Origin of the sequence: Paenibacillus sp. J53TS2 (assembly GCF_018403305.1) — a bacterium.
In the GTDB taxonomy this organism is placed as follows: domain Bacteria; phylum Bacillota; class Bacilli; order Paenibacillales; family Paenibacillaceae; genus Fontibacillus; species Fontibacillus rhizolycopersici.
The window spans coordinates 220324-241091 of record NZ_BOSK01000001.1 but is presented as its reverse complement, the minus strand read 5'-3'; the positions used below and the strand labels follow the sequence as shown (position 1 = coordinate 241091).

Annotated in this window: 17 protein-coding genes; all 17 read left to right on the top strand. The window is 51.7% G+C overall.

Translation table 11 applies throughout. From position 1 onward, the window contains the following. The first annotated feature begins 18 nt into the window (after positions 1–18). A complete protein-coding gene (locus tag KJS42_RS01120; RefSeq protein ID WP_155608029.1) occupies positions 19–639 on the top strand; it encodes a hypothetical protein in 621 nt (206 codons plus the stop codon). Beyond that, the gene (locus tag KJS42_RS01115) at positions 636–1250 is read left to right on the top strand and encodes an MltG/YceG/YrrL family protein (RefSeq protein ID WP_213621723.1); all 615 of its coding nucleotides are present in this window, start codon (positions 636–638) and stop codon (positions 1248–1250) included. The genes KJS42_RS01120 and KJS42_RS01115 overlap by 4 nt, the downstream gene beginning before the upstream one ends. A gap of 224 nt (positions 1251–1474) precedes the next feature. Continuing rightward, the gene (gene rpsB, locus KJS42_RS01110; RefSeq protein WP_155608027.1) at positions 1475–2173 is read left to right on the top strand and encodes a 30S ribosomal protein S2; all 699 of its coding nucleotides are present in this window, start codon (positions 1475–1477) and stop codon (positions 2171–2173) included. A 200-nt stretch (positions 2174–2373) separates the two neighbouring features. Continuing rightward, positions 2374–3024 (top strand): translation elongation factor Ts, encoded by a 651-nt coding sequence (tsf, locus tag KJS42_RS01105; RefSeq protein WP_155608026.1) that lies wholly within the window; start codon positions 2374–2376, stop codon positions 3022–3024. A 93-nt stretch (positions 3025–3117) separates the two neighbouring features. Next, entirely contained in the window at positions 3118–3846 is a 729-nt protein-coding gene (gene pyrH / locus KJS42_RS01100) for a UMP kinase (RefSeq protein ID WP_155608025.1), read from the top strand. Further along, positions 3846–4400 carry a ribosome recycling factor gene (gene frr / locus KJS42_RS01095; RefSeq protein WP_155608024.1) on the top strand — a complete coding sequence of 185 codons (555 nt, stop codon included), beginning with the start codon at positions 3846–3848 and terminating at the stop codon, positions 4398–4400. The genes pyrH and frr overlap by 1 nt, the downstream gene beginning before the upstream one ends. A gap of 71 nt (positions 4401–4471) precedes the next feature. Further along, positions 4472–5239 carry an undecaprenyl pyrophosphate synthase gene (locus tag KJS42_RS01090; protein ID WP_155608023.1) on the top strand — a complete coding sequence of 256 codons (768 nt, stop codon included), beginning with the start codon at positions 4472–4474 and terminating at the stop codon, positions 5237–5239. 19 nt (positions 5240–5258) lie between these two features. After that, on the top strand, positions 5259–6056 hold the full coding sequence (locus KJS42_RS01085; protein ID WP_193415231.1) for a phosphatidate cytidylyltransferase: 798 nt from the start codon (positions 5259–5261) through the stop codon (positions 6054–6056). A gap of 719 nt (positions 6057–6775) precedes the next feature. Continuing rightward, positions 6776–7915, top strand: coding sequence for a 1-deoxy-D-xylulose-5-phosphate reductoisomerase (locus KJS42_RS01080; RefSeq protein WP_213621722.1), 1140 nt, complete (start codon positions 6776–6778; stop codon positions 7913–7915). 182 nt (positions 7916–8097) lie between these two features. Continuing rightward, on the top strand, positions 8098–9372 hold the full coding sequence (gene rseP, locus KJS42_RS01075; RefSeq protein WP_213621721.1) for an RIP metalloprotease RseP: 1275 nt from the start codon (positions 8098–8100) through the stop codon (positions 9370–9372). A 74-nt stretch (positions 9373–9446) separates the two neighbouring features. Further along, positions 9447–10898, top strand: a complete 1452-nt coding sequence (gene proS, locus KJS42_RS01070; protein WP_155608019.1) for a proline--tRNA ligase — start codon at positions 9447–9449, stop codon at positions 10896–10898. A gap of 186 nt (positions 10899–11084) precedes the next feature. After that, positions 11085–15401 (top strand): PolC-type DNA polymerase III, encoded by a 4317-nt coding sequence (locus tag KJS42_RS01065; protein ID WP_155608018.1) that lies wholly within the window; start codon positions 11085–11087, stop codon positions 15399–15401. A 405-nt stretch (positions 15402–15806) separates the two neighbouring features. Next, positions 15807–16268, top strand: coding sequence for a ribosome maturation factor RimP (rimP, locus tag KJS42_RS01060; protein WP_155608017.1), 462 nt, complete (start codon positions 15807–15809; stop codon positions 16266–16268). An 84-nt stretch (positions 16269–16352) separates the two neighbouring features. Then, positions 16353–17450: a transcription termination factor NusA gene (gene nusA / locus KJS42_RS01055; RefSeq protein WP_155608016.1), complete on the top strand. Its 1098-nt coding sequence runs from the start codon at positions 16353–16355 to the stop codon at positions 17448–17450. A 16-nt stretch (positions 17451–17466) separates the two neighbouring features. Beyond that, entirely contained in the window at positions 17467–17787 is a 321-nt protein-coding gene (gene rnpM, locus KJS42_RS01050; RefSeq protein ID WP_193415234.1) for an RNase P modulator RnpM, read from the top strand. Then, a complete protein-coding gene (locus KJS42_RS01045; protein WP_155608014.1) occupies positions 17780–18109 on the top strand; it encodes a L7Ae/L30e/S12e/Gadd45 family ribosomal protein in 330 nt (109 codons plus the stop codon). Before rnpM ends, KJS42_RS01045 begins: the two co-directional genes overlap by 8 nt. After that, entirely contained in the window at positions 18102–20756 is a 2655-nt protein-coding gene (gene infB / locus KJS42_RS01040) for a translation initiation factor IF-2 (protein WP_213621720.1), read from the top strand. The genes KJS42_RS01045 and infB overlap by 8 nt, the downstream gene beginning before the upstream one ends. Positions 20757–20768 lie beyond the last annotated feature (12 nt).

Below are 20768 nucleotides of genomic sequence, written 5' to 3'. Positions count from 1 at the left end.
CAAAAGGTGAGGATTACATTGTCATTTGGAGAGCCTTGGTTTTACATCGTATTGCTTGGAGCGGCGGCACTTGTCTATGCCCTGCTGCTTCCGGGGCGTCAATCTGCGGCACCTAAAGCGGATATGGCCAGAGAGCTGGAAGCCACTTTGGAGCAGTACATGGCGGAAATCGAAAATGAAAACCAAGAATTGATCGATATGGTCGCACAGATGAAGCAGGATTTCGTCTCGAAGCAGTTAGCCGGGCAGGAGCAAATCGCTGAGCTTCGACGTCGTCTGGGCGATACAGAAGCTTCCGCAAAACAAGCCGAAACGCGACTAGCTCTCCTGGAAAGCGCCATGGAGAAGTCGGCCGTCGTTACTGACTTGGTGCCAGGGGGGACAACTCACGCGTTACCCGGCATGCTGCCACAGCTTGAAGCTGCGGCTGCCGCGACGTCCGAAAGCCTGCCCGTAGTTGAGTCGCCATTGCCGGAGGAAGCGGAGCCGCCGCAAGAACAGGTTAGGGATCGGTATCCCGAGCTGTTCGAGCTATATGGCAAGGGGAAATCGATCGATATGATCGCCAAAACGATGGGTCTTCAACGCGGTGAGGTTCAGCTGATTTTGCAGTTGGCCAAGAAGGAGGAGTCCCGATGATGAAGAACCGCCAGTTTATGCTAGGCTTGGGGTGCGGACTCATCGCAGGAGCTTTGCTTCTCCAATTGATGTTGATTGGGCAAGGCAACAACAAAGAACTCTATACGAGAGAGCAGATTGAACGCGCTGCGGTGCTAGCGGGTTTAAAGGTCGTGGAAGTGGATCAAGAGCTCTTAACGGAAGAGGAATGGCAGGAGCGATCCGGTCAAGCATCGGATATGTCTGAGAACGGGACCGGGAATTCTCCGGTTACGCCGGTCGATCCAACGAAGCCTAATTCGCCAACGGCTCCCAATACTCCAAACGATCCTGGAGCCAGCGATGGACAAGCCTTGTCCGGCGCTAAGACTGGAGAAACGAACCAACCCGTGGACCCGGAATCTCCTCAGCCGGCGACGGTGGAATACAAGATCGTCGGAGGCACGACGTTGGAAGGCGTAGCGCAAGGATTGGAGCAGGCTGGGGTCATCGCGGACAAGAGCGCGTTTTTGAAGACGGCCGTATCCAAGAAGATCAACTATAAGGTTCGTGCGGGTACGTATCGTTTTCAAGTAGGCGAGGACTTCGATTCCATCATTTCAAAGATCTCCCCGAAGGCTTCCGGGAGCTAAGGAATAACATATAGAGAGGCACCTAGCGTGCCTTTTTCTTTTGCCGTCAATTTACGCCAAACTTCGGTTGCATCCCCTTTTTACTTATGGTATAGTAATTGACGGTGTTATAACGCACGCGGGATGATTTCGCCAAGGGTGCTCGCTCTAACGAGGGAGTCTTGGCGGGAAATGAAACCTGCGGAGGAAGCATCAAAAAAACCAAACTTAGGAGGTGCGTGAAGATGGCAGTAATCTCCATGAAACAACTGCTTGAAGCAGGCGTTCACTTCGGTCACCAGACTCGTCGCTGGAACCCGAAAATGGATCGTTATATCTTCACTGAAAGAAACGGTATTTATATCATTGACCTGCAAAAGACGGTCAAGAAAGTGGAAGAAGCTTATAACTTCGTTAAGAGCGTAGCAGAAGAGAATGGTACGATTCTGTTCGTAGGCACGAAGAAACAAGCTCAAGACTCCGTGAAAGAAGAAGCAGAACGCGCGGGTCAATTCTACATCAACCAACGTTGGTTGGGCGGTACGCTGACCAACTTCCAAACGATTCAAAAACGGATCGACCGTTTGAAGAAGCTGGAAGCTTGGGAAGAAGACGGCACGTTCACCGTATTGCCGAAGAAAGAGGTTATCATTCTTCGCAAAGAGAAAGATCGTCTTGAGAAGTTCCTTGGCGGGATTAAGAACATGAAGGGCTTGCCTAGCGCTCTGTTCGTTATCGATCCTCGCAAAGAACGCATCGCGGTTGCCGAAGCCCGCAAATTGGGTATCCCAATTGTAGGTATCGTCGACACGAACTGCGATCCGGACGAAATCGACTATGTCATCCCAGGTAACGACGACGCGATTCGCGCGGTTAAACTGTTGACTGGTAAGATGGCTGATGCTGTGATCGAAGCTCATCAAGGCGAGCAAACGACGGCTTAATTGCAATAGCTTAGGCTAAATCGATAAATTAAATGAAAAGGGTGGTTGGTAGGTGTCAAACCTCTCACTACCCTTTTTTTAAAGTGAAGAAGACGGTATAAAATCGGCTGGCCCATAAGATGTTATTACATATGCGGATGGTTTTATATCTTTAGTTTGAAGGGGAAAACCCCTATATATCGATATGGAGGGAATTAAACATGGCTGTTGATGCAAAATCGGTTAAAGAACTACGTGAAAAAACCGGCGCGGGGATGCTGGATTGTAAAAAGGCGCTGGAAGAATCAAACGGCGATATGACGAAAGCAATTGAATTTTTGCGTGAAAAAGGACTTGCTGCCGCTGCTAATAAAGCGGGCCGTATCGCAACGGAAGGCGTAGTTGAATCTTATATCCACGCAGGGGGCCGTATCGGCGTTCTCGTTGAGATCAACAGTGAAACGGACTTCGTAGCCAAGAACGAACAATTTAAGGAGTTTGCTCGCGACGTTGCGATGCATATCGCGGCTATGAGCCCACGTTACGTACGTCGGGAAGAGGTTCCTCAAGAGGAAATCGAGAAAGAAAAGGAAATCTTGAAAGCTCAAGCCTTGAATGAAGGCAAGCCGGAAAAGATCGTCGAAAAAATGGTCGAAGGCCGTATCGGCAAGTACTACGAAGAGTTCTGCTTGTTGGAACAACCTTTCGTTAAAGATCCGGACAAAACGATCGCTCAGCTGTTGAATGAAAAAATCAGCACGATCGGTGAAAATATCACCATCCGTCGTTTTGCTCGTTATGAACTCGGCGAAGGCTTGGAGAAAAAGGTGGACAACTTCGTAGAAGAAGTTATGTCCCAAGTGAACAAATAAGCAAACCATCTCACATACATGTGAAGGAAAGTTGGAACACGCCGTGTTCCTTCTTTTTTAACCCGCGAATGAGTTCAATGTGGAGGTATACATTTGGAACAGCCAGTGTTTAAACGAGTTGTCTTAAAGGTCAGCGGAGAGTCGTTATCCGGTCAAAACGGTTACGGCATCGACGCCGAGACGATCGCATCCATCGCCGAGCAGGTGAAGGAAGTGGTAGAGCTGGGCGTGCAGGTGGCCATCGTTTGCGGCGGCGGCAACATTTGGCGCGGGATTGCCGGCAGTGCCAAAGGCATTGATCGTGCTACCGCGGACTATATGGGGATGCTTGCCACGGTGATGAATTCCCTGGCTTTGCAGGATGCGCTCGAGCAAATCGAGGTACCGACCCGAGTGCAAACTTCGATCGCGATGCAGCAAATCGCCGAACCGTACATCCGTCGCCGGGCGATTCGCCATTTGGAGAAAGGTCGGGTCGTGATTTTTGCGGCCGGCACGGGCAATCCGTTCTTTTCCACCGATACAACGGCAGCTCTTCGCGCCGCTGAAATCGAAGCGGAAGTTATCTTGATGGCGAAGAATAAAGTCGATGGCGTCTATTCCGCCGATCCGTTTGTTGATCCAAACGCGGTGAAGTATGAATCCCTCACTTATTTGGAAGTACTGAATAAAAACCTGGGTGTCATGGACTCGACAGCTTCCTCGCTGTGTATGGACAATGATATCCCGTTGATTGTTTTTGCCATTACGGAACAAGGGAACATTAAGCGCGTCGTTCTCGGTGAGAAAATCGGGACGATCGTCAAAGGGAGTGTAGATTAATGCCGCAAACGATTAAGAAACATGCCGAAGACCGTATGGACAAAGCGATCCAGGCCTTGAAGAGAGACCTGGCGACGCTGCGTGCCGGAAGAGCTACGCCTTCGCTGCTTGATCGGGTTCAGGTTGATTACTATGGTTCGCCGACACCGATCAACCAATTGGCTAATATTAACACGCCGGATTCTCGGACGTTGATGATCCAACCTTGGGACAAATCGTCGCTATCGGAGATCGAGCGGGCGATTCAGAAATCCGATCTCGGTTTAACCCCGGCGAACGATGGTACGATGATTCGCTTGTCGATCCCAGCCTTGACCGAAGAACGTCGGGTAGAACTCGTGAAGATGACGAAGAAATTCGGTGAAGAAGCGAAGGTTGCCATCCGCAACATCCGCCGCGACGCGAACGATGACATCAAGAAGCTGGAGAAAACCGATATTTCCGAGGATGAATCGCGCCGACATCAAGAAGATATTCAGAAAACGACGGATAAGTTTATCGCGGAAGTGGATAAGGTCCTCGCTGCGAAAGAAAAAGAGATCATGGAAGTTTAAGAGACAAAAAGCGGCCCCTCCTATTACGGTGGGGTTTTGTCTCTTTTTCATCATCGGCTGGAGGAAAAGGAATGATCAAGTTATTTCAACCCTGGCGGAAAAAGAAGAATCCTGGGGCATCCGTCAGCCTGTCCCCGGACAATATCCCGAAACACGTCGCGATTATTATGGACGGTAACGGAAGATGGGCACGCAGGCTGGGTTTGCCGCGAATTGTCGGTCATCGATCGGGGATGAAAGCCGTCAAGCGGGCCACGATTGCGGCGGACGAACTTGGCATTTCCATTTTGACCCTGTATGCTTTCTCGACGGAAAACTGGAAACGGCCGAAGGATGAAGTGGATTATCTGATGTCGCTCCCGCAGGAGTTTCTGGCGATCGAACTGGAAGAGTTGATCGAAAAAAATGTCCAGGTTCGCATGATGGGACATACGGATGAACTGCCCAAGCACACGATTGCCGCCATGGAGGAAGCGATTGAGCGGACGAAACAGAATACCGGCTTGATCTTAAATTTTGCTTTGAATTATGGCAGCCGCCGCGAGATAACGGAAAGTGTAAAGGATATAGCCCGGGCTGTTCAATCTGGTGAGCTGTCGGTGGAGGATATAACGACGGACACGATTGAATCCAGGTTGCTTTCAGCTGGCTTGCCTGAACCCGACTTGCTGATTCGCACGAGCGGAGAACTGCGATTAAGTAATTTCATGCTCTGGCAAACGGCCTATAGCGAGTTATGGTTTACGGATATCTTGTGGCCGGATTTTGGCAAGGATCATTTGGTTGAAGCGGTAGCAGAGTATCAGCGCCGCACGCGGCGATACGGCGGATTAACCTAGCGATGGAAGGTGTAGACTGGTGAAACAGCGGTTGATTACGGGCATCATCGCCGGCGGCTTTTTCCTCGGAATGTGCTGGTTGGGCGGAACCCTCTATCATGTACTTATTTTGCTTATGGCTCTAATCGGATATTACGAATTTGTGCGAATGACCCGCATCCCGGCGTTCCAAGGTCCCGCTATCCTAGGTTACTTAGGCGTAATCTATCTTGCGTTTCCGTGGCGGCTGTTCGACATCGCTAGACCGCTCGGCGACTCCGCGGTGTTGTGGTTATTTATGCTACTCTTCTTGGCCGTTACGGTCATTAGCAAAAATGAGATGCCGATCGGTCAGGTTGCTCTGCTGTATTTAGGCATGGTTTACGTCGGCATCGGATTTGCGGCGATTGCGGAAACGCGTAATACCGCTGACGGTCACGGCTTGTTCTGGACGTTTCTGATGCTGGCGGCGATATGGAGCAGTGATGCGGGAGCTTATTTTACCGGTCGGCGCTTCGGTAAGCATAAGCTGTGGCCCGCAATCAGCCCGAACAAAACCGTGGAGGGGGCGCTGGGCGGCGTCTTGCTGGCCGTCATTGTTGCTGTGATCTTCGCGTTTGCTTCCGGCGGATTGCTAACGGTCGGACGAGCCGTGCTACTCGGGATATCCGCTGCAGTGGTCGGTCAATTTGGCGATCTGATTCAGTCGGCTTACAAACGCGTCTATGGGATTAAGGATTCGGGTAAGCTGCTGCCCGGCCATGGCGGGATTCTGGACCGGTGCGACAGTTGGATTGCGGTGTTCCCGTTCATACATATCCTAACCCTCCTCCCTTAACAAGGAGGATTTAAAATCGGCTTCCCATCACGAGGTGGATTCGATGAGGCGGATTCGGCGTCGAATCTTGTACTCAGCCGGGCCTTCCGCTGCTCACGTAGCTTCCAGCTACGCTGCGCTGCTCAGTCCCTAGCTTCATTCAACCTTCTCGGTGCTGAAAACCCGATTTTAAATCTTTATTGAAAAGGTAGATTTAAAATCGGCTTCCCATCACGAGGTGGATTCGATGAGGCGGATTCGGCGTCGAATCTTGTACTCAGCCGGGCCTTCCGCGGCTCACGTAGCTTCCAGCTACGCTGCGCTGCTCAGTCCCTAGCTTCATTCAACCTTCTCGGTGCTGAAAACCCGATTTTAAATCTTTATTGAAGAGGTAGATTAAAAATCGGCTTCCCATCACGAGGTGGATTCGGTGATGCGGATTCGGCGTCGAATCTTGAACTCAGCCGGACCTTCCGCGGCTCAGATTCTCTTTTGCAGGTCTAACGGACTCCAGAGACCTTATTGGTGTGGCAAAGAAGGGTTTTGGAAGCTAACGGACCTGAGAGACCTTATTAGGGCCAAAGGCATCTAGTTGGCTGACTATTACTCTGAATAACGACTCTGGAGTCCGTTACAGCGGGAAATAGTCGGGAAATAGATCAATAACGGCGATACAGTCCGTTTGCAGGTTTATGGATATATTTAGATCTCTTTGAATCTCTGTGAACACGAGGTGCAACATGAAGAAAATAGCGTTGATCGGATCGACGGGTTCCATAGGTACGCAAACGCTGGATGTGATCCGGGCTCATCCCGAGGAATTCCGGCTGGAAGGTTTGGCAGCCGGCACCAACATCGAGTTGTTTGCTCGGCAGGTCCATGAGTTTCGACCCCGCAAAGCATCTGTGGCCACCAAGGAATTGGCTGATCGGATCCGTCCGCAGCTCCCAGAGGGTGTCGAGCTACACTATGGCGATCAGGGGCTGATTGAAGTTGCGGCGGGAACCGATGCCGATACGGTGGTGACGGCCATTGTCGGCAGCGCGGGGTTGCCTGCAACGTTGGCGGCCATCGAGGAAGGCAAGCATATTGCGTTGGCGAACAAGGAAACGCTGGTATCGGCCGGGCACTTGGTAACGGAACTGGCCCGGCGCAAAGGCGTCGCATTGCTACCTGTCGATAGCGAGCATTCCGCCATTTTTCAGTGTTTGAACGGCGAACACCCTGAAGAAGTAAGGCAAATAACGTTGACTGCTTCCGGCGGTTCGTTCCGCGATCTGACGCGAGAGCAACTGCGGGACGTCACAGTAGAGGACGCCTTAAAACATCCCAACTGGGCAATGGGTGCCAAAATCACTATCGATTCTGCCACGATGGTCAACAAAGGATTGGAAGTGATCGAAGCCCATTGGCTGTTCGGTCTTCCTTTTGAGCAAATCGGGGTTCTGTTGCACCCGGAAAGCATCATCCACTCCTTCGTTGAGTATCGTGACGGCAGCGTGATCGCCCAGCTCGGAACGCCCGATATGCGCGTACCGATCCAATATGCGTTGACCTATCCGCATCGCTGGACTTCCGCAGCGAAACGGTTGTCGCTGGCCGAGATCGGGAAGTTGCATTTTCGCGAGATGGACTTTGACCGGTTCCCTTGTTTAAGACTAGCCTTCGAGTGTGGTAAAATAGGAGGTACGGCAACCAGCGTTTATAATGCCGCGAATGAAGCGGCGGTCGCCCGATTTTTGAAGGGAGAAATTCCTTTCTTGCAGATCGAGACCATTATTGAAACGGCCTTAGCCAAACATGAAGTGCAGGCCCGCCCGGATCTGGAGGCGATTCGCGAGGCTGATCGCTGGGCACGAGCCTTGGCCGAGACGCTGTAAATCGGAAGAGCCAAGCTTGCTTCGTTGCATCGCTCCGTGATCAATAGCGTCAGCTAATCAGCGCGTAGTTTCACTTCGTGATCAAATGCTGAGGGTGGCGGTATTCTCTTGTGCCTGATCGGAGAATATATTAATCTAAAGTAACGTTGGACGATCCGTGGCCAGAAGGGGGATGCTTACGCTTGGAATTGCTGAAAATCATATTTTTAACGGTGCTCATGTTTTTCGTCATCGTTACAGTGCATGAATGGGGACATTACTTCTTTGCGAAGCGTGCCGGGATTTTGGTACGGGAATTTGCCATCGGGTTTGGCCCCAAGCTGCTGTCTTTCAAACGGGACGAGACCCAGTTCACTTTGCGTTTGCTACCTTTCGGCGGATATGCACGCATGGCGGGCGAGGATCCGGAGTTGATCCAGATTTCGGACGGACAAACCATCGCTTTGCGACTAGAGAACGATCAGGTCCGGAAGATTTATCTGGACCGATTGGATAGCCGGAAGAACGTGATCCGGGGCGAGGTACAGCATATCGACCTCGAAGACGATCTTGCGGTACGCTTGGACGTGGATGGCGAAACGTTAACCTACGAAGTGCATCCGCAGGCTATGATGGTGACGAAAGGCAAAGAGACGCAAATCGCGCCACGGGACCGGCAGTATGGAAGCAAAACCGTGGGACAGCGTGCCTTATCGATTTTTGCGGGTCCGCTGATGAACTTTATCCTGGCGTTCGTATTGTTTGCCCTGCATATTCAAATGGCGGGAATCCCGCTCGATCAACCCAGCCACCTGCAAATCGGCGAGGTGATGAAAGGGATGCCGGCCGAGGAAGTAGGGCTCCAAACCGGCGATATCGTCGAAACGATCAACGGAACTCCGGTGGGAACCGATGCGAATAAAATGATCGAAATGATTCAAGCTTCGAAAAACAAACCGATGACATGGGCGATCAAACGTGGCGAAGAAACGTTGAATCTGACGATCACTCCGAAAGGGGCAGAGAACGAAGACGGCAAAATCGGGAGTACGATTGTCACCGTGTTCCCGACGCGCAGCGCTTCCATTGGCGAGACGTTCCAAGTCGCTGGAGAGGATATGGTCAACACGACCAAGGCGATTTTCCTCGGCTTCCAGCAGTTGATCAATCGCTTCAACATGGACGATTTGGGAGGCCCGGTTCGGACGTTTGAGGTTACCGGCCAAATCGCGAAGCAAGGGATCGTGCAATTGACGTATTGGGCAGCGATTTTGAGCCTTTATCTGGGGATTTTCAACCTGTTGCCGATTCCGGCGCTGGACGGAAGCCGACTTATATTCTTGGGGGTTGAGGCCCTGCGCGGCAAACCGATTGATCCAAACCGCGAAGGCATGGTGCATTTCATCGGTTTTGCGATGCTGTTCCTGCTGATGATCGCGGTCACGTATAATGATATTTTGCGTTTGATTCATGGCTGATCCTGGTAGGAGTGGCTTTGATCGACGCGTTGGAACATTAAACTTGTGGTTTTAACGGGAGGACAAAGGTTCTTATGGCAAACGAGGAGAAACAATTCGTCACGGAGATTACCCCGCAGGGAGTGGATTTTTCCCGCTGGTACATCGACGTCATCAAAAAAGCGGATCTCATGGATTACTCGCCGGTCCGCGGCTGTATCGTATTTAAGCCGGACGGCTACGAGATCTGGGAGCATATTCAGGCCGAGTTGGACCGCCGCTTTAAGGAAACGGGCCACCGTAACGCCTATTTCCCGCTGTTTATTCCGGAAAGCTTCTTCCAGAAGGAGAAAGAACATGTCGAGGGTTTCAACCCGGAACTGCCTTGGGTAACGGAAGCTGCCGGCGAGAAGCTGGAGGAGCGCCTGGCGATCCGTCCGACGTCGGAGACGATGATTGGGCATATGTACGAAAAATGGATCCAGTCCTATCGTGATCTGCCGGTGCTGATCAACCAGTGGGCAAACGTGGTCCGTTGGGAGAAACGTACGCTGCCATTCCTTCGCACGAGCGAATTCCTATGGCAGGAAGGCCATACCGCGCATGAAAATGAGCAGGAAGCGCGCGAAGAAACGATGCGGATGCTGGAAACTTACCGCGATTTCGTGGAAAACTACTTGGCGATTCCGGTCATCGTTGGCCAAAAAACACCATCCGAGAAATTTGCCGGAGCCGTCGATACCTACTCCATCGAAGCGATGATGAAGGATGGACGTGCCGTCCAAGCAGGGACTTCCCACTATCTCGGAACCAACTTTGCTACGGCGTTTGATATTCAATATTTGAACCGCGAAAACGTTCGCGAATATGTTCACACGACCTCTTGGGGCGTCAGCACCCGGTTGATCGGTTCACTGATTATGGTGCACGGGGATGACCGCGGATTGGCACTGCCGCCGAAGGTTGCACCGAAGCAAGTCATGATCATTCCGATCGGCCCGCCAAAAACATGGGAAGCGGTCGTAGGTCGTGCGGACGAACTGTTCGCCGAGCTGAAGAAAGCCGGTATTCGCGTCGGTATCGACGATCGTTCCGATTTCCGCCCAGGCTGGAAGTTTAACGAATACGAGATGCGCGGCGTTCCGGTTCGTCTGGAGATCGGGCCTCGGGATATGGAGAACGGCGTTTGCGTTCTCGTCTCTCGTATCAGTGGCGAGAAGAAGGTCATCCAGCAGGACCGTTTGGTCGAAGAGGTTCAGGCTATGTTGGAACAGGTTCATCAGGAAATGTACGAACGGGCCAAAGCGTTCCGTGAAGAGCATTTCTACAGCGTCGACACGCTGGATGAAATGAAGGCGAGCATTGAAGAGAAACGCGGCTTTACTTTGGCCGGTTGGTGCGGTTCGGAGGCTTGCGAACGCCAGGTAAAAGAAGAGACGGGAGCGACTAGCCGCAATATCCCGTTCCATCCACAAACGGTTAAAGGCACTTGTCTCGTTTGCGGGGAAGAAGCGAAACATACCGTCGTTTTTGCCAGAGCCTATTAAGAAGAACTTTCGCGTTATTGTCCCGCTAGAGTTCCGGGGAACTAGGGATGCGAGGCGAACGGTACAACCACAAGAGGGCTTTCGGCAGTCAGCGCCTGCAGGCTTTTTACGCCGCTGGCCAATTGCTGGAGGCCCTTTTTTTCGATTCATGGGAATAAGTCAGCTAGCAAGGTGAGGGGAGAGGACATGACCGAGACGCAAGACAAGAGAAACCGGCTGGAGCTGTTGATGAAGCAGGCAGACGTACCCGCTTCACTGATCGACCCGTATTTTCTTGACGGGCATATCGAAAAGGTGGAGGTCAGCCGCAGCAATCGGGAATGGAGAATCACCATTCAGAAGGACACATTGGTTCCGGCCCAGGCCTATCGTACATTTTGCCTTCGTGTGAGAGAACGGATGGAGCATATTGCGATCATTACTTTCGAATTTCACTACGGAGCCAATCTGTCTGCCAATGACATCGTCGGCGAATATTGGTCGCTATTTCTCGAATGGGTGAAACGCCAAATCCCATCGGTAAACGGTTGGATGGCCCGAGCCGGGTTTGACGTGGACGGAGACATGGTGACGGTGACGCTGGGGGACGCCATGGCGCTGGAATTGGCCCGCAAGAAACAAATCGATAAAGCGATCACCGCTTATTACGAAACGTATTTTGCCCTGCCGTTAAGGGTCAAGCTGCAAACCGGCGAACCTGACGTCGAAGCGTTTGAAGAGTTCCAACAACGGATTGTAGAGGAAGAACGCGAGGTCATTCAACAGATGATGGAGAGCGTCGCGGTCGAAGCTCCTCCGGAAGAAGTTGAAGGAGAAGTCATCAAGCTGCAGCTCGGAAACGACATCAAGGAGCAGCCCGTTCCGATTCAGCAAGTTCAAGACGAAGAGAAGAAAATTACGATTCAAGGAACGATCTTTGGCCTGGACCGCAAGGAGTTGCGGAACGGCAACACGTTATTTGTGTTTTTCTTAACCGATTTCTCCGATTCCCTTCAGCTGAAATTGTTCGCCAAGAATAAAGAAGATTTGAAGGTCATGGGCCAGCTCGCTAACGGCAAGTGGATCAAAGCGAGGGGCAAAGTAGAAATGGATCGCTTTATGCCGGTACCCGAGTTAGTGATGATCCCGTCGGATCTATGCGAAGTATCTGCGCCGCCGGGACGCAAGGACAATGCTCCAGAGAAACGCGTCGAGTTCCATCTGCATACGTCCATGAGCACGATGGACGCCGTAACGCCAATTGGCGATTATGTGAAGATGGCTGCCAAGTGGGGGCATAAGGCGATTGCCGTAACGGATCACGGCGGCGTGCAAAGCTATCCGGATGCGGCGAAGGCAGCGAAGAAAAACGGCATCAAAATGATCTATGGCGTCGAAGCCAATGTGGTAAACGACAATGTTGCAGTCGTGCTGAACCCGCGAGGGGATGATCTGAAGACGGCGACCTACATCGTATTTGACATCGAGACCACCGGCTTATCGGTAACTCAGAACAAAATCATCGAAATTGCGGCCGTGAAGATGCAGGAAGGCAAGGAGATCGATCGCTATGCGACCTTTGTCAATCCGCATGAACGGATACCCTACCATATCCAACAACTGACGAATATTAACGACGATATGGTGAAGGACGCACCCGATGTGGAGCCGGTGTTGAAACGGTTCGTCGAGTTTGCGGGGGACTCGATTCTGGTCGCTCATAACGCCCGGTTTGACTATGATTTCGTTAATGCCAAGCTGAAGGAACTGGGGCTTCCGATCATGGAAAATCCAGTGCTGGATACGCTGGAGTTAGCCCGGATGCTATTCCCTTCCATGAAGAATCACCGGCTGAATACGTTGGCCGCCAAATATAAAGTTTCGCTGGAGAACCATCACCGGGCGATCGATGATACATTGGCGCTTGGCGAGATTTTGAACGGTCTGTTGGAAGACGCTGCCAAAATCGAAGGGTATAAATCCCTAGATCGTCTGAACGACAAGGTGGGGAAGGACTTGTCTAATTCCCGTCCGTTCCACTGCGGGATTTATGCGTTGAATCAGGTCGGTAAGAAAAACCTGTTTAAGCTCATTTCGATGTCGCATACCGAATATTTCAAGCGGGTACCGTGCATCCCGAAATCTAAGCTGGTGGAGATGCGCGAGGGACTATTGATCCTGTCCGGCTGTGAGAAGGGCGAGTTTTTCGAGGCCGTGTTGAACAAGTCGGTTGAGGAAGCGGAAGCGGTCGCTGAATTTTATGACGTGCTTGAAATCCAGCCGCTTACAATGTACATGCATTTGGTGGAAAAAGGGTTGGTCGGCAGCACAGCAGAACTGGAAACGGCCATCCGCAAAGTTGTCGAGATTGGCATGAAGCTGGATAGACCGGTTGTCGCTACTGGAAACGTGCATTACCTGGATCCGAAAGACAAGCTGTACCGCGACATTACGATACATGGGATCACCGGCTTCAGTCCTTTAAAAGATATTCGCAAGCCGGACGCGCATTTCCGGACGACGGAAGAGATGTTGGAGGAGTTCGCTTTTCTCGGGAAAGAGAAAGCCTTCGAGGTGGTCGTGACAAACACGGCGGCGCTAGCCGACAGGTTTGAAGAGCTGGAGTTGTTCCCGGACAAGCTGTTTACCCCGATTATCGAAGGGGCGGACGACGAAATTCGCCGAACCTGCTACGATACAGCCAAATCGGTTTACGGCGAGGATTTGCCGGAAGTGATCATTAAACGGTTGGAGAAGGAATTGGAGCCGATCATCAAATATGGGTTCTCGGCCAACTATCTGATCTCCGAGCGGCTGGTGAAAAAGTCGAACCAAGACGGTTATCTCGTCGGCTCCCGGGGGTCGGTTGGTTCGTCAGTGGTCGCACTATTCCTTGGCATTTCCGAGGTGAATCCGTTGCCGGCCCACTATATTTGCTTAAACCACGAATGCAAATACAGCGAATGGTTCCTGGACGGCAGCGTGCCCAGCGGCTTTGACCTTCCCGACAAGAGCTGCCCGAAATGCGGCGGCAAGCTGAAGGGCGAAGGCCAGGACATCCCGTTTGAGACGTTCCTGGGCTTTAAAGGCGATAAAGTACCGGATATTGACCTTAACTTCTCCGGCGAATATCAGCCGGTGGCCCACAATTACACCAAAGTGCTATTCGGGGAGAAGAATGTTTTCCGCGCGGGTACCATTGGTACGGTTGCAGAGAAAACGGCGTTCGGATTCGCTAAGAAATACGAAGAGGAACATAACAAGAGTTGGCGCGGAGCGGAATTGAACCGCTTGGCGACGGGGTGTACCGGCGTTAAGCGCAGTACCGGTCAGCATCCCGGCGGGATTGTTGTCGTTCCGGATTACATCGAAGTCGAGGACATCACTCCGGTGCAATATCCGGCCGATGATACGGGGGCGGAGTGGAAAACAACCCATTTCGATTACCACGCCTTTGACGCCAACCTATTGAAGCTCGATATTCTAGGGCACGACGATCCGACGATGATGCGGATGCTGCAGGATTTAACCGGAATTGATCCGCAAACGATCCCGATGAACGATCCGAAAGTCATGAGCATGTTCAACTCGACGGAATCGCTCGGAGTTGCGCCGGAACAGATCCGCACACCGGTCGCGACCTATGGCATTCCGGAAATGGGAACGAAATTCGTTCGTCAGATGCTGGTTGAATCGCAGCCTTCTTCTTTTGCGGACTTGCTGCAAATTTCCGGTCTATCACACGGAACTGGGGTATGGCTTGGGAACGCGCAGGAGCTGATCAAGAACGGAACCTGCAACATCAAAACCGTAATTGGTTGTCGGGACGATATTATGTTGTTCCTGATCTATAAAGCGGGGATGGATGCAGGATTGGCCTTTAAAATTACGGAGAGCGTTCGTAAGGGGAAAGGGCTGACACCGGAATGGATCGAGGAAATGAAGAAATGCAAAGTGCCGCAATGGTACATCGACTCTTGCCTGAAGATCCAATACATGTTCCCGAAGGCCCATGCCGCCGCATACGTTATTTCCGCGGTGCGGACCGCTTATTTCAAACTGTATCACCCGATCGAATATTATGCGACGTATTTCTCGGTCCGCGGCGAGGACTTCGATATCGAGCTGTATTGTCAAGGGTATGAAGCGATTTATCGCAAAATCGAAGAGATCGAGCAGAAGGGTTTCCAGGCATTGCCGAAAGAGAAAAATATGTTGCCAATCCTGGAGATGGCGCTCGAAATGACGGCTCGCGGCTTCCATTTCAAACCGATCGACCTGTATCGCTCGGACGCTACCAAATTCATCGTGGACGGCGATTCGTTGATTCCTCCTTTCTCGGCGCTTGCCGGCATCGGGGAGAATGCGGCTAAAAATATCGCCGCCGCGAAGGAGCAAGGCGAGTTTCTCTCGATCGAGGACTTCCAGCAGAAATCCAAAGCGAGCAAAACGATCGTCGAGCTTCTGAATTCCATGGGCTGCTTCCGCGGCTTGCCGGAAAGCAACCAGTTATCATTATTTTAATTATAAGATTCGACGCCGGATATACTCCTGCATCCCCTTCGTGATCGAAAGATGGCTTTTTAAACAACGACTACAATCAAGGTTTAGAAAGACAGGTTTGGAGCACCGAGAAGGTTGGAAGAAACTAGGGACTGAGTAGCGGAACGTACGCATTGGGTACGTGAGCAACGGAAGGCTCGGTTGAATCCAAGATTCGACGCCGGATATACTCCTGGCCTCCCCTTCGTGATCGAAAGATGGCTTTTTAAACAACCTTACACAGTAAAGGTGTTTTACTTGTCACTTGGTATGTACTATGTTATAATTTTTTTGGCAATCATGAAGATAGAACCGTTGTTAAAGAGTGGGGAAACCCACTCTTTAATCTTTGGTATATAGGATTGAATTATTGGAGGTAATGTACGCTTGAGCACACCAAAGATCAAAGCGACCGTCGAGCAAATGGTCACGCCTTATTTGGAGGAGAACGGCTTTGAACTGGTTGACGTGGAATACGTCAAGGAGGGAAGTAACTGGTTCCTCCGCGTATTCGTCGACAAAGACGGCGGCATCGATATCGATGACTGCGGCCGGATCAGCGAATACCTTAGCGAGAAGCTCGACGAGAACGATCCGATTCCGTCGGCTTATTTTCTAGAAGTGTCTTCGCCGGGAGCGGAACGTCCCCTGAAGAAAGCCGAGGATGTATCCAAGGCGGTCGGCAAAGACGTATTTGTTACTACATACGAACCGGTAGACGGCCTGAAAGAATTTGAAGGCCGACTTCTTTCCTTCGAGGACGGCGAATTGGTCGTCGAAGTCGGGAAGAAGGGTCACGCCATTCCATATAACAAAGTAGCCAGCGCAAGATTGGCCATTATTTTCTAGAGGTAGTTCAAAAAGTCACCTGACTTATTGAATTTTACTTCTAGTGTGACCTACGGGAATCATGAAAGGGGGAACTCGAGGCAAATGAGCATGGATTTTATCGAAGCCTTGAATGAATTGGAAAGGGACAAAGGGATCAGCAAGGATATCTTGTTCGAAGCGATCGAAGCGGCGCTGATTTCAAGCTACAAGCGAAACTTTAATACGGCGCAAAACGTGCGTGTGGATATGAATCGCCATACCGGCGCGATTAAGGTGTACGCCCGCAAACTCGTAGTTGAGGAGGTCCTCGATCCGCGCACGGAAATTTCGCTGCCTGCGGCACGCGAGATTAATCCCAACTATCATCTTGACGACATTACCGAAATCGAGGTAACTCCTCGCGACTTCGGCCGGATTGCGGCACAAACCGCCAAACAGGTCGTCACGCAGCGCATTCGCGAAGCGGAACGCGGACTTATCTATAATGCGTTCGTAGAGAAGGAAGAGGATATTGTAACCGGGATCGTGCAGCGTCAGGATCTGCGCAACATTTACGTTGATCTCGGCAAGATCGAAGCCCATTTACCGTTGAATGAATTGATGCCTAACGAGAAGTTCAAGCACGGCGATCGGATTAAAGCGTACATTACCAAGGTGGAAAACACGACGAAAGGACCGCAAATTTTGCTGTCCCGTACGCATCCGGGCTTACTGAAGCGGTTGTTCGAGCTGGAGGTTCCGGAAATTTTCGACGGTGTGGTAGAGATTCGTTCCGTGGCTCGCGAAGCCGGCTTCCGTTCCAAGATTGCGGTATTCTCGCGCAATAGCGAAGTCGATCCTGTGGGCTCTTGCGTTGGACCCAAAGGCACACGCGTACAAACAATCGTGAATGAACTTCGCGGTGAGAAGATTGACATCGTTCGTTACTCGGAGAGCGTCGAGGAGTATGTTGCGAATGCGCTGAGCCCATCCAAAGTGCTCGAAGTTCAGGTGTTTGAGGCGGAGAAAATGGCTCGCGTCATTGTGCCGGATTACCAGCTGTCGCTGGCGATTGGCATTAAAGGACAAAACGCTCGCCTTGCAGCCAAATTGACCGGTTGGAAAATCGACATTAAGAGCGAAACCCAAGCGGAAGAGGAATTCGGCAGAGAAAAAACCGATCTAGGCGAATTGCCTCAGGATTCCATCTCCGTGGACTAATCGGGGGGTGGCAAGGATGAAGCAAAGAAAAGTACCGCTACGCAAATGCGTGGCTTGCCAGGAAATGATGCCCAAGAAGGCGTTGATCCGCATCGTGCGTTCTCCAGAGGGTGAAGTATCCATCGACCTGACGGGCAAAAAATCGGGTCGAGGCGCCTATCTCTGCGGCAAAACCGCCTGTTTCAAGCTTGCCCATAAGTCGCGAGCGCTTGACCGTGCTTTGAAAGCTCCGGTCGGGGCCGAGGTTTATGAGCAGCTGGCTCGCGATTTCCTGGCTGTGGAGGACGAATTCCTCGCTGCTCAGGCGCGGGCGGAGGAAGAGGACGAAGATGAATAAGGCCCAGCCGTTGTCCGGACTTGGCCTCGCGATGCGGGCGGGTAAACTGGTGACAGGTGACGAAATCGTCCTGAAAGCGATTCGATCGGGAGAAGCTAAGCTTGTGATCTTAGCAGGGGATGCTTCAGCCAATACGCAGAAGAAATTCCGCGACAAATGCGGGACCTACAAGATCCCGCTCATGATTGGTTTCGACCGGGAAACGCTCGGGGGGAGTGTCGGCAAGCCGGAACGGGTCGTTCTGGCTCTCATCGATCAGGGGTTTACCGAGTTGATACGCAAAGCGATCTTGAAAACATCGGAGGTGGAGTATATTGAGTAAACAAGAAAAACAAGATAAGCTCAGGGTGTACGAATACGCCAAATCGCTCAACATGAGCAGCAAAGAAATTATTACGATTCTTAAGCGTCTTAATATCCCGGTCAACAATCACATGAGCGTGATGGAGAACGATACCGTTGGCCGTGTGGAACAGTTTTTCAAGGATATTAAGAGCAATGCGGCAGCGAAACGAGAAAACTCGGGACGAAACGATTCTCCTGCCAAATCGCCGGCACCGGCTTCCGCAGGAGGAAGCCAAACACCGAAAGCCTCATCCGGAGAACCTTCCGGTCATCGCGGAGATCATGGACGCCAAGTACAAAGCAGCGCAAACGCACCCGTTAAAAACCAAAATCAACAGGAAAAGCAGGTAAGCATGAATAATAAACCAAAAACAAACCCAAACAATACAAGCGGCAGCACAGCTGTTCAGGAAAGATCGAGCCGTCCGAACGGCGGTAATCATCAAAGTTCTCGTCCACAAGGCCAAGGCGGGACGAATTCATCCGGTGCGAACCGGAGCCCGCAAGGCAACCGGGGACCAGGTCAAGGTGGCCAGCCACGTAATGATGGCGGACAACGCCAAGGCCAAGGCCAAGGCCAAGGTGGCGGAAATCGCGGACCGCAGCAGCAAAACCGCAGCTTTACGCCAAGTAATAACAATAATGGCGGCGGGAACGGCGGAGGCCAGCGCCAAGGCCAAGGTCAAGGCCAAGGTCAAGGCCAAAGCCAGGGGCAAGGTCAGAGAAGAGGTAATAACAACAATAATGGCGGCAGAAACCAAAGAGGTTTTGACGATAACCGAAACGGCGGCAATTATAGAAATAACCGCGGTGGCAAGGGCGGACGCGGCAAAGGCCCGCAGCAGCCACCACGTGAGAAGATCGACAATACGCCGAAAAAGATTATCGTACGCGGTACGATGACGGTTGGCGAAGCCGCCAAATTGTTGCACAAGGACGCTTCCGAAGTTATTAAAAAACTGATCTTGCTTGGTGTGATGGCAACGATCAACCAAGAGCTCGACATCGATACCATCTTGCTGCTTGCGGGAGATTTCGGCGTTGAGGTCGAAGTGAAAATTCCGGTTGAAGAAGACCGTTTCGAAACGCTGGAAGAGGTTGACGAGGAAGCAGATTTGAAGGAACGTCCGCCTGTCGTGACCATTATGGGCCACGTCGACCATGGTAAAACCACATTGCTTGACGCCATCCGTTCGACGAACGTGACCGGCGGCGAAGCCGGCGGGATTACGCAGCATATCGGTGCTTACCAAGTTGAGATCAACAACAAGAAGATCACGTTCCTAGATACCCCGGGCCACGAGGCGTTTACGGCGATGCGTGCTCGCGGTGCGCAGTTAACTGATATTACGATCATTGTGGTTGCTGCAGACGACGGTGTGATGCCGCAGACGGTCGAAGCGGTAAACCATGCCAAGGCGGCGGGATTGCCAATCATCGTTGCTGTAAACAAGATCGACAAACCGGACGCCAATCCGGATAAAGTGAAACAGGAATTGACAGAATATGGACTAGTGCCGGAAGAATGGGGCGGCGACACGATTTTCGTCAATGTCTCGGCGAAGCAAAAACTTGGATTGGAAGGCTTACTTGAAATGATTCTGCTCGTAGCGGAAGTCAATGAGTACAAAGCCAACCCGGATAAACGCGCTCGGGGCGCGGTCATCGAAGCCGAACTTGATAAATCCCGCGGTCCGGTTGCTCGCATACTGGTTCAGCACGGGACGCTGAAAGTCGGCGACGCCTTCGTCGCAGGTAATTGCTTCGGCCGTGTTCGTGCGATGGTTAACGATCGTGGACGTCGTTTAAAGGAAGCTGGCCCATCAACGCCGGTGGAAATTACCGGTCTTAACGAAGTGCCTCAAGCCGGCGATCCGTTTATGGTATTCGAAGACGAACGCAAGGCTCGTTCAATTGCCGACAAGCGGGCTATTACGCAGCGTCAGTCCGATCTGGGCTCGAATACGCGCGTCACACTGGATGATCTGTTCCGCCACATCAAGGAAGGCGAAATTAAAGATCTTAACGTTATCATCAAAGCCGACGTGCAAGGTTCGGTTGAAGCGCTCAAAAGTTCACTCGAGAAAATCGAAGTCGAAGGTGTTCGTGTCAAGATCATCCATAGCGGTGCCGGTGCCATTACCGAATCCGACATTATCTTGGCGGCGGCTTCGAACGCGATCGTGATCGGTTTCAACGTTCGTCCGGACAACCAAACGAAAGCGACGGCCGAGCAAGAGAAGGTCGATATCCGACTGCATCGCGTCATTTACAATGCGATCGAAGAGATCGAGCAAGCCATGAAAGGGATGCTTGATCCGGTTTACAAGGAAACCGTTATCGGCTACGCTGAGGTCCGCAATACGTTCAAGATCAGCAAAGTCGGGACCATCGCCGGCTGTATGGTGACTTCCGGCAAAATAACCCGCTCTGCGGAAATGCGTTTGGTTCGCGACGGGATTGTGGTATTCGAAGGAAAAATCGATTCACTGAAACGTTTCAAGGACGACGCCAAGGAAGTCGCCCAAGGTTACGAGTGCGGGATTACCCTGGACAATTACAATGACCTTAAAGAAGGCGACGTCATTGAGGCGTTCATCATGGAAAAGGTTGAACCGAAGTAAGGTGGGTGTCTA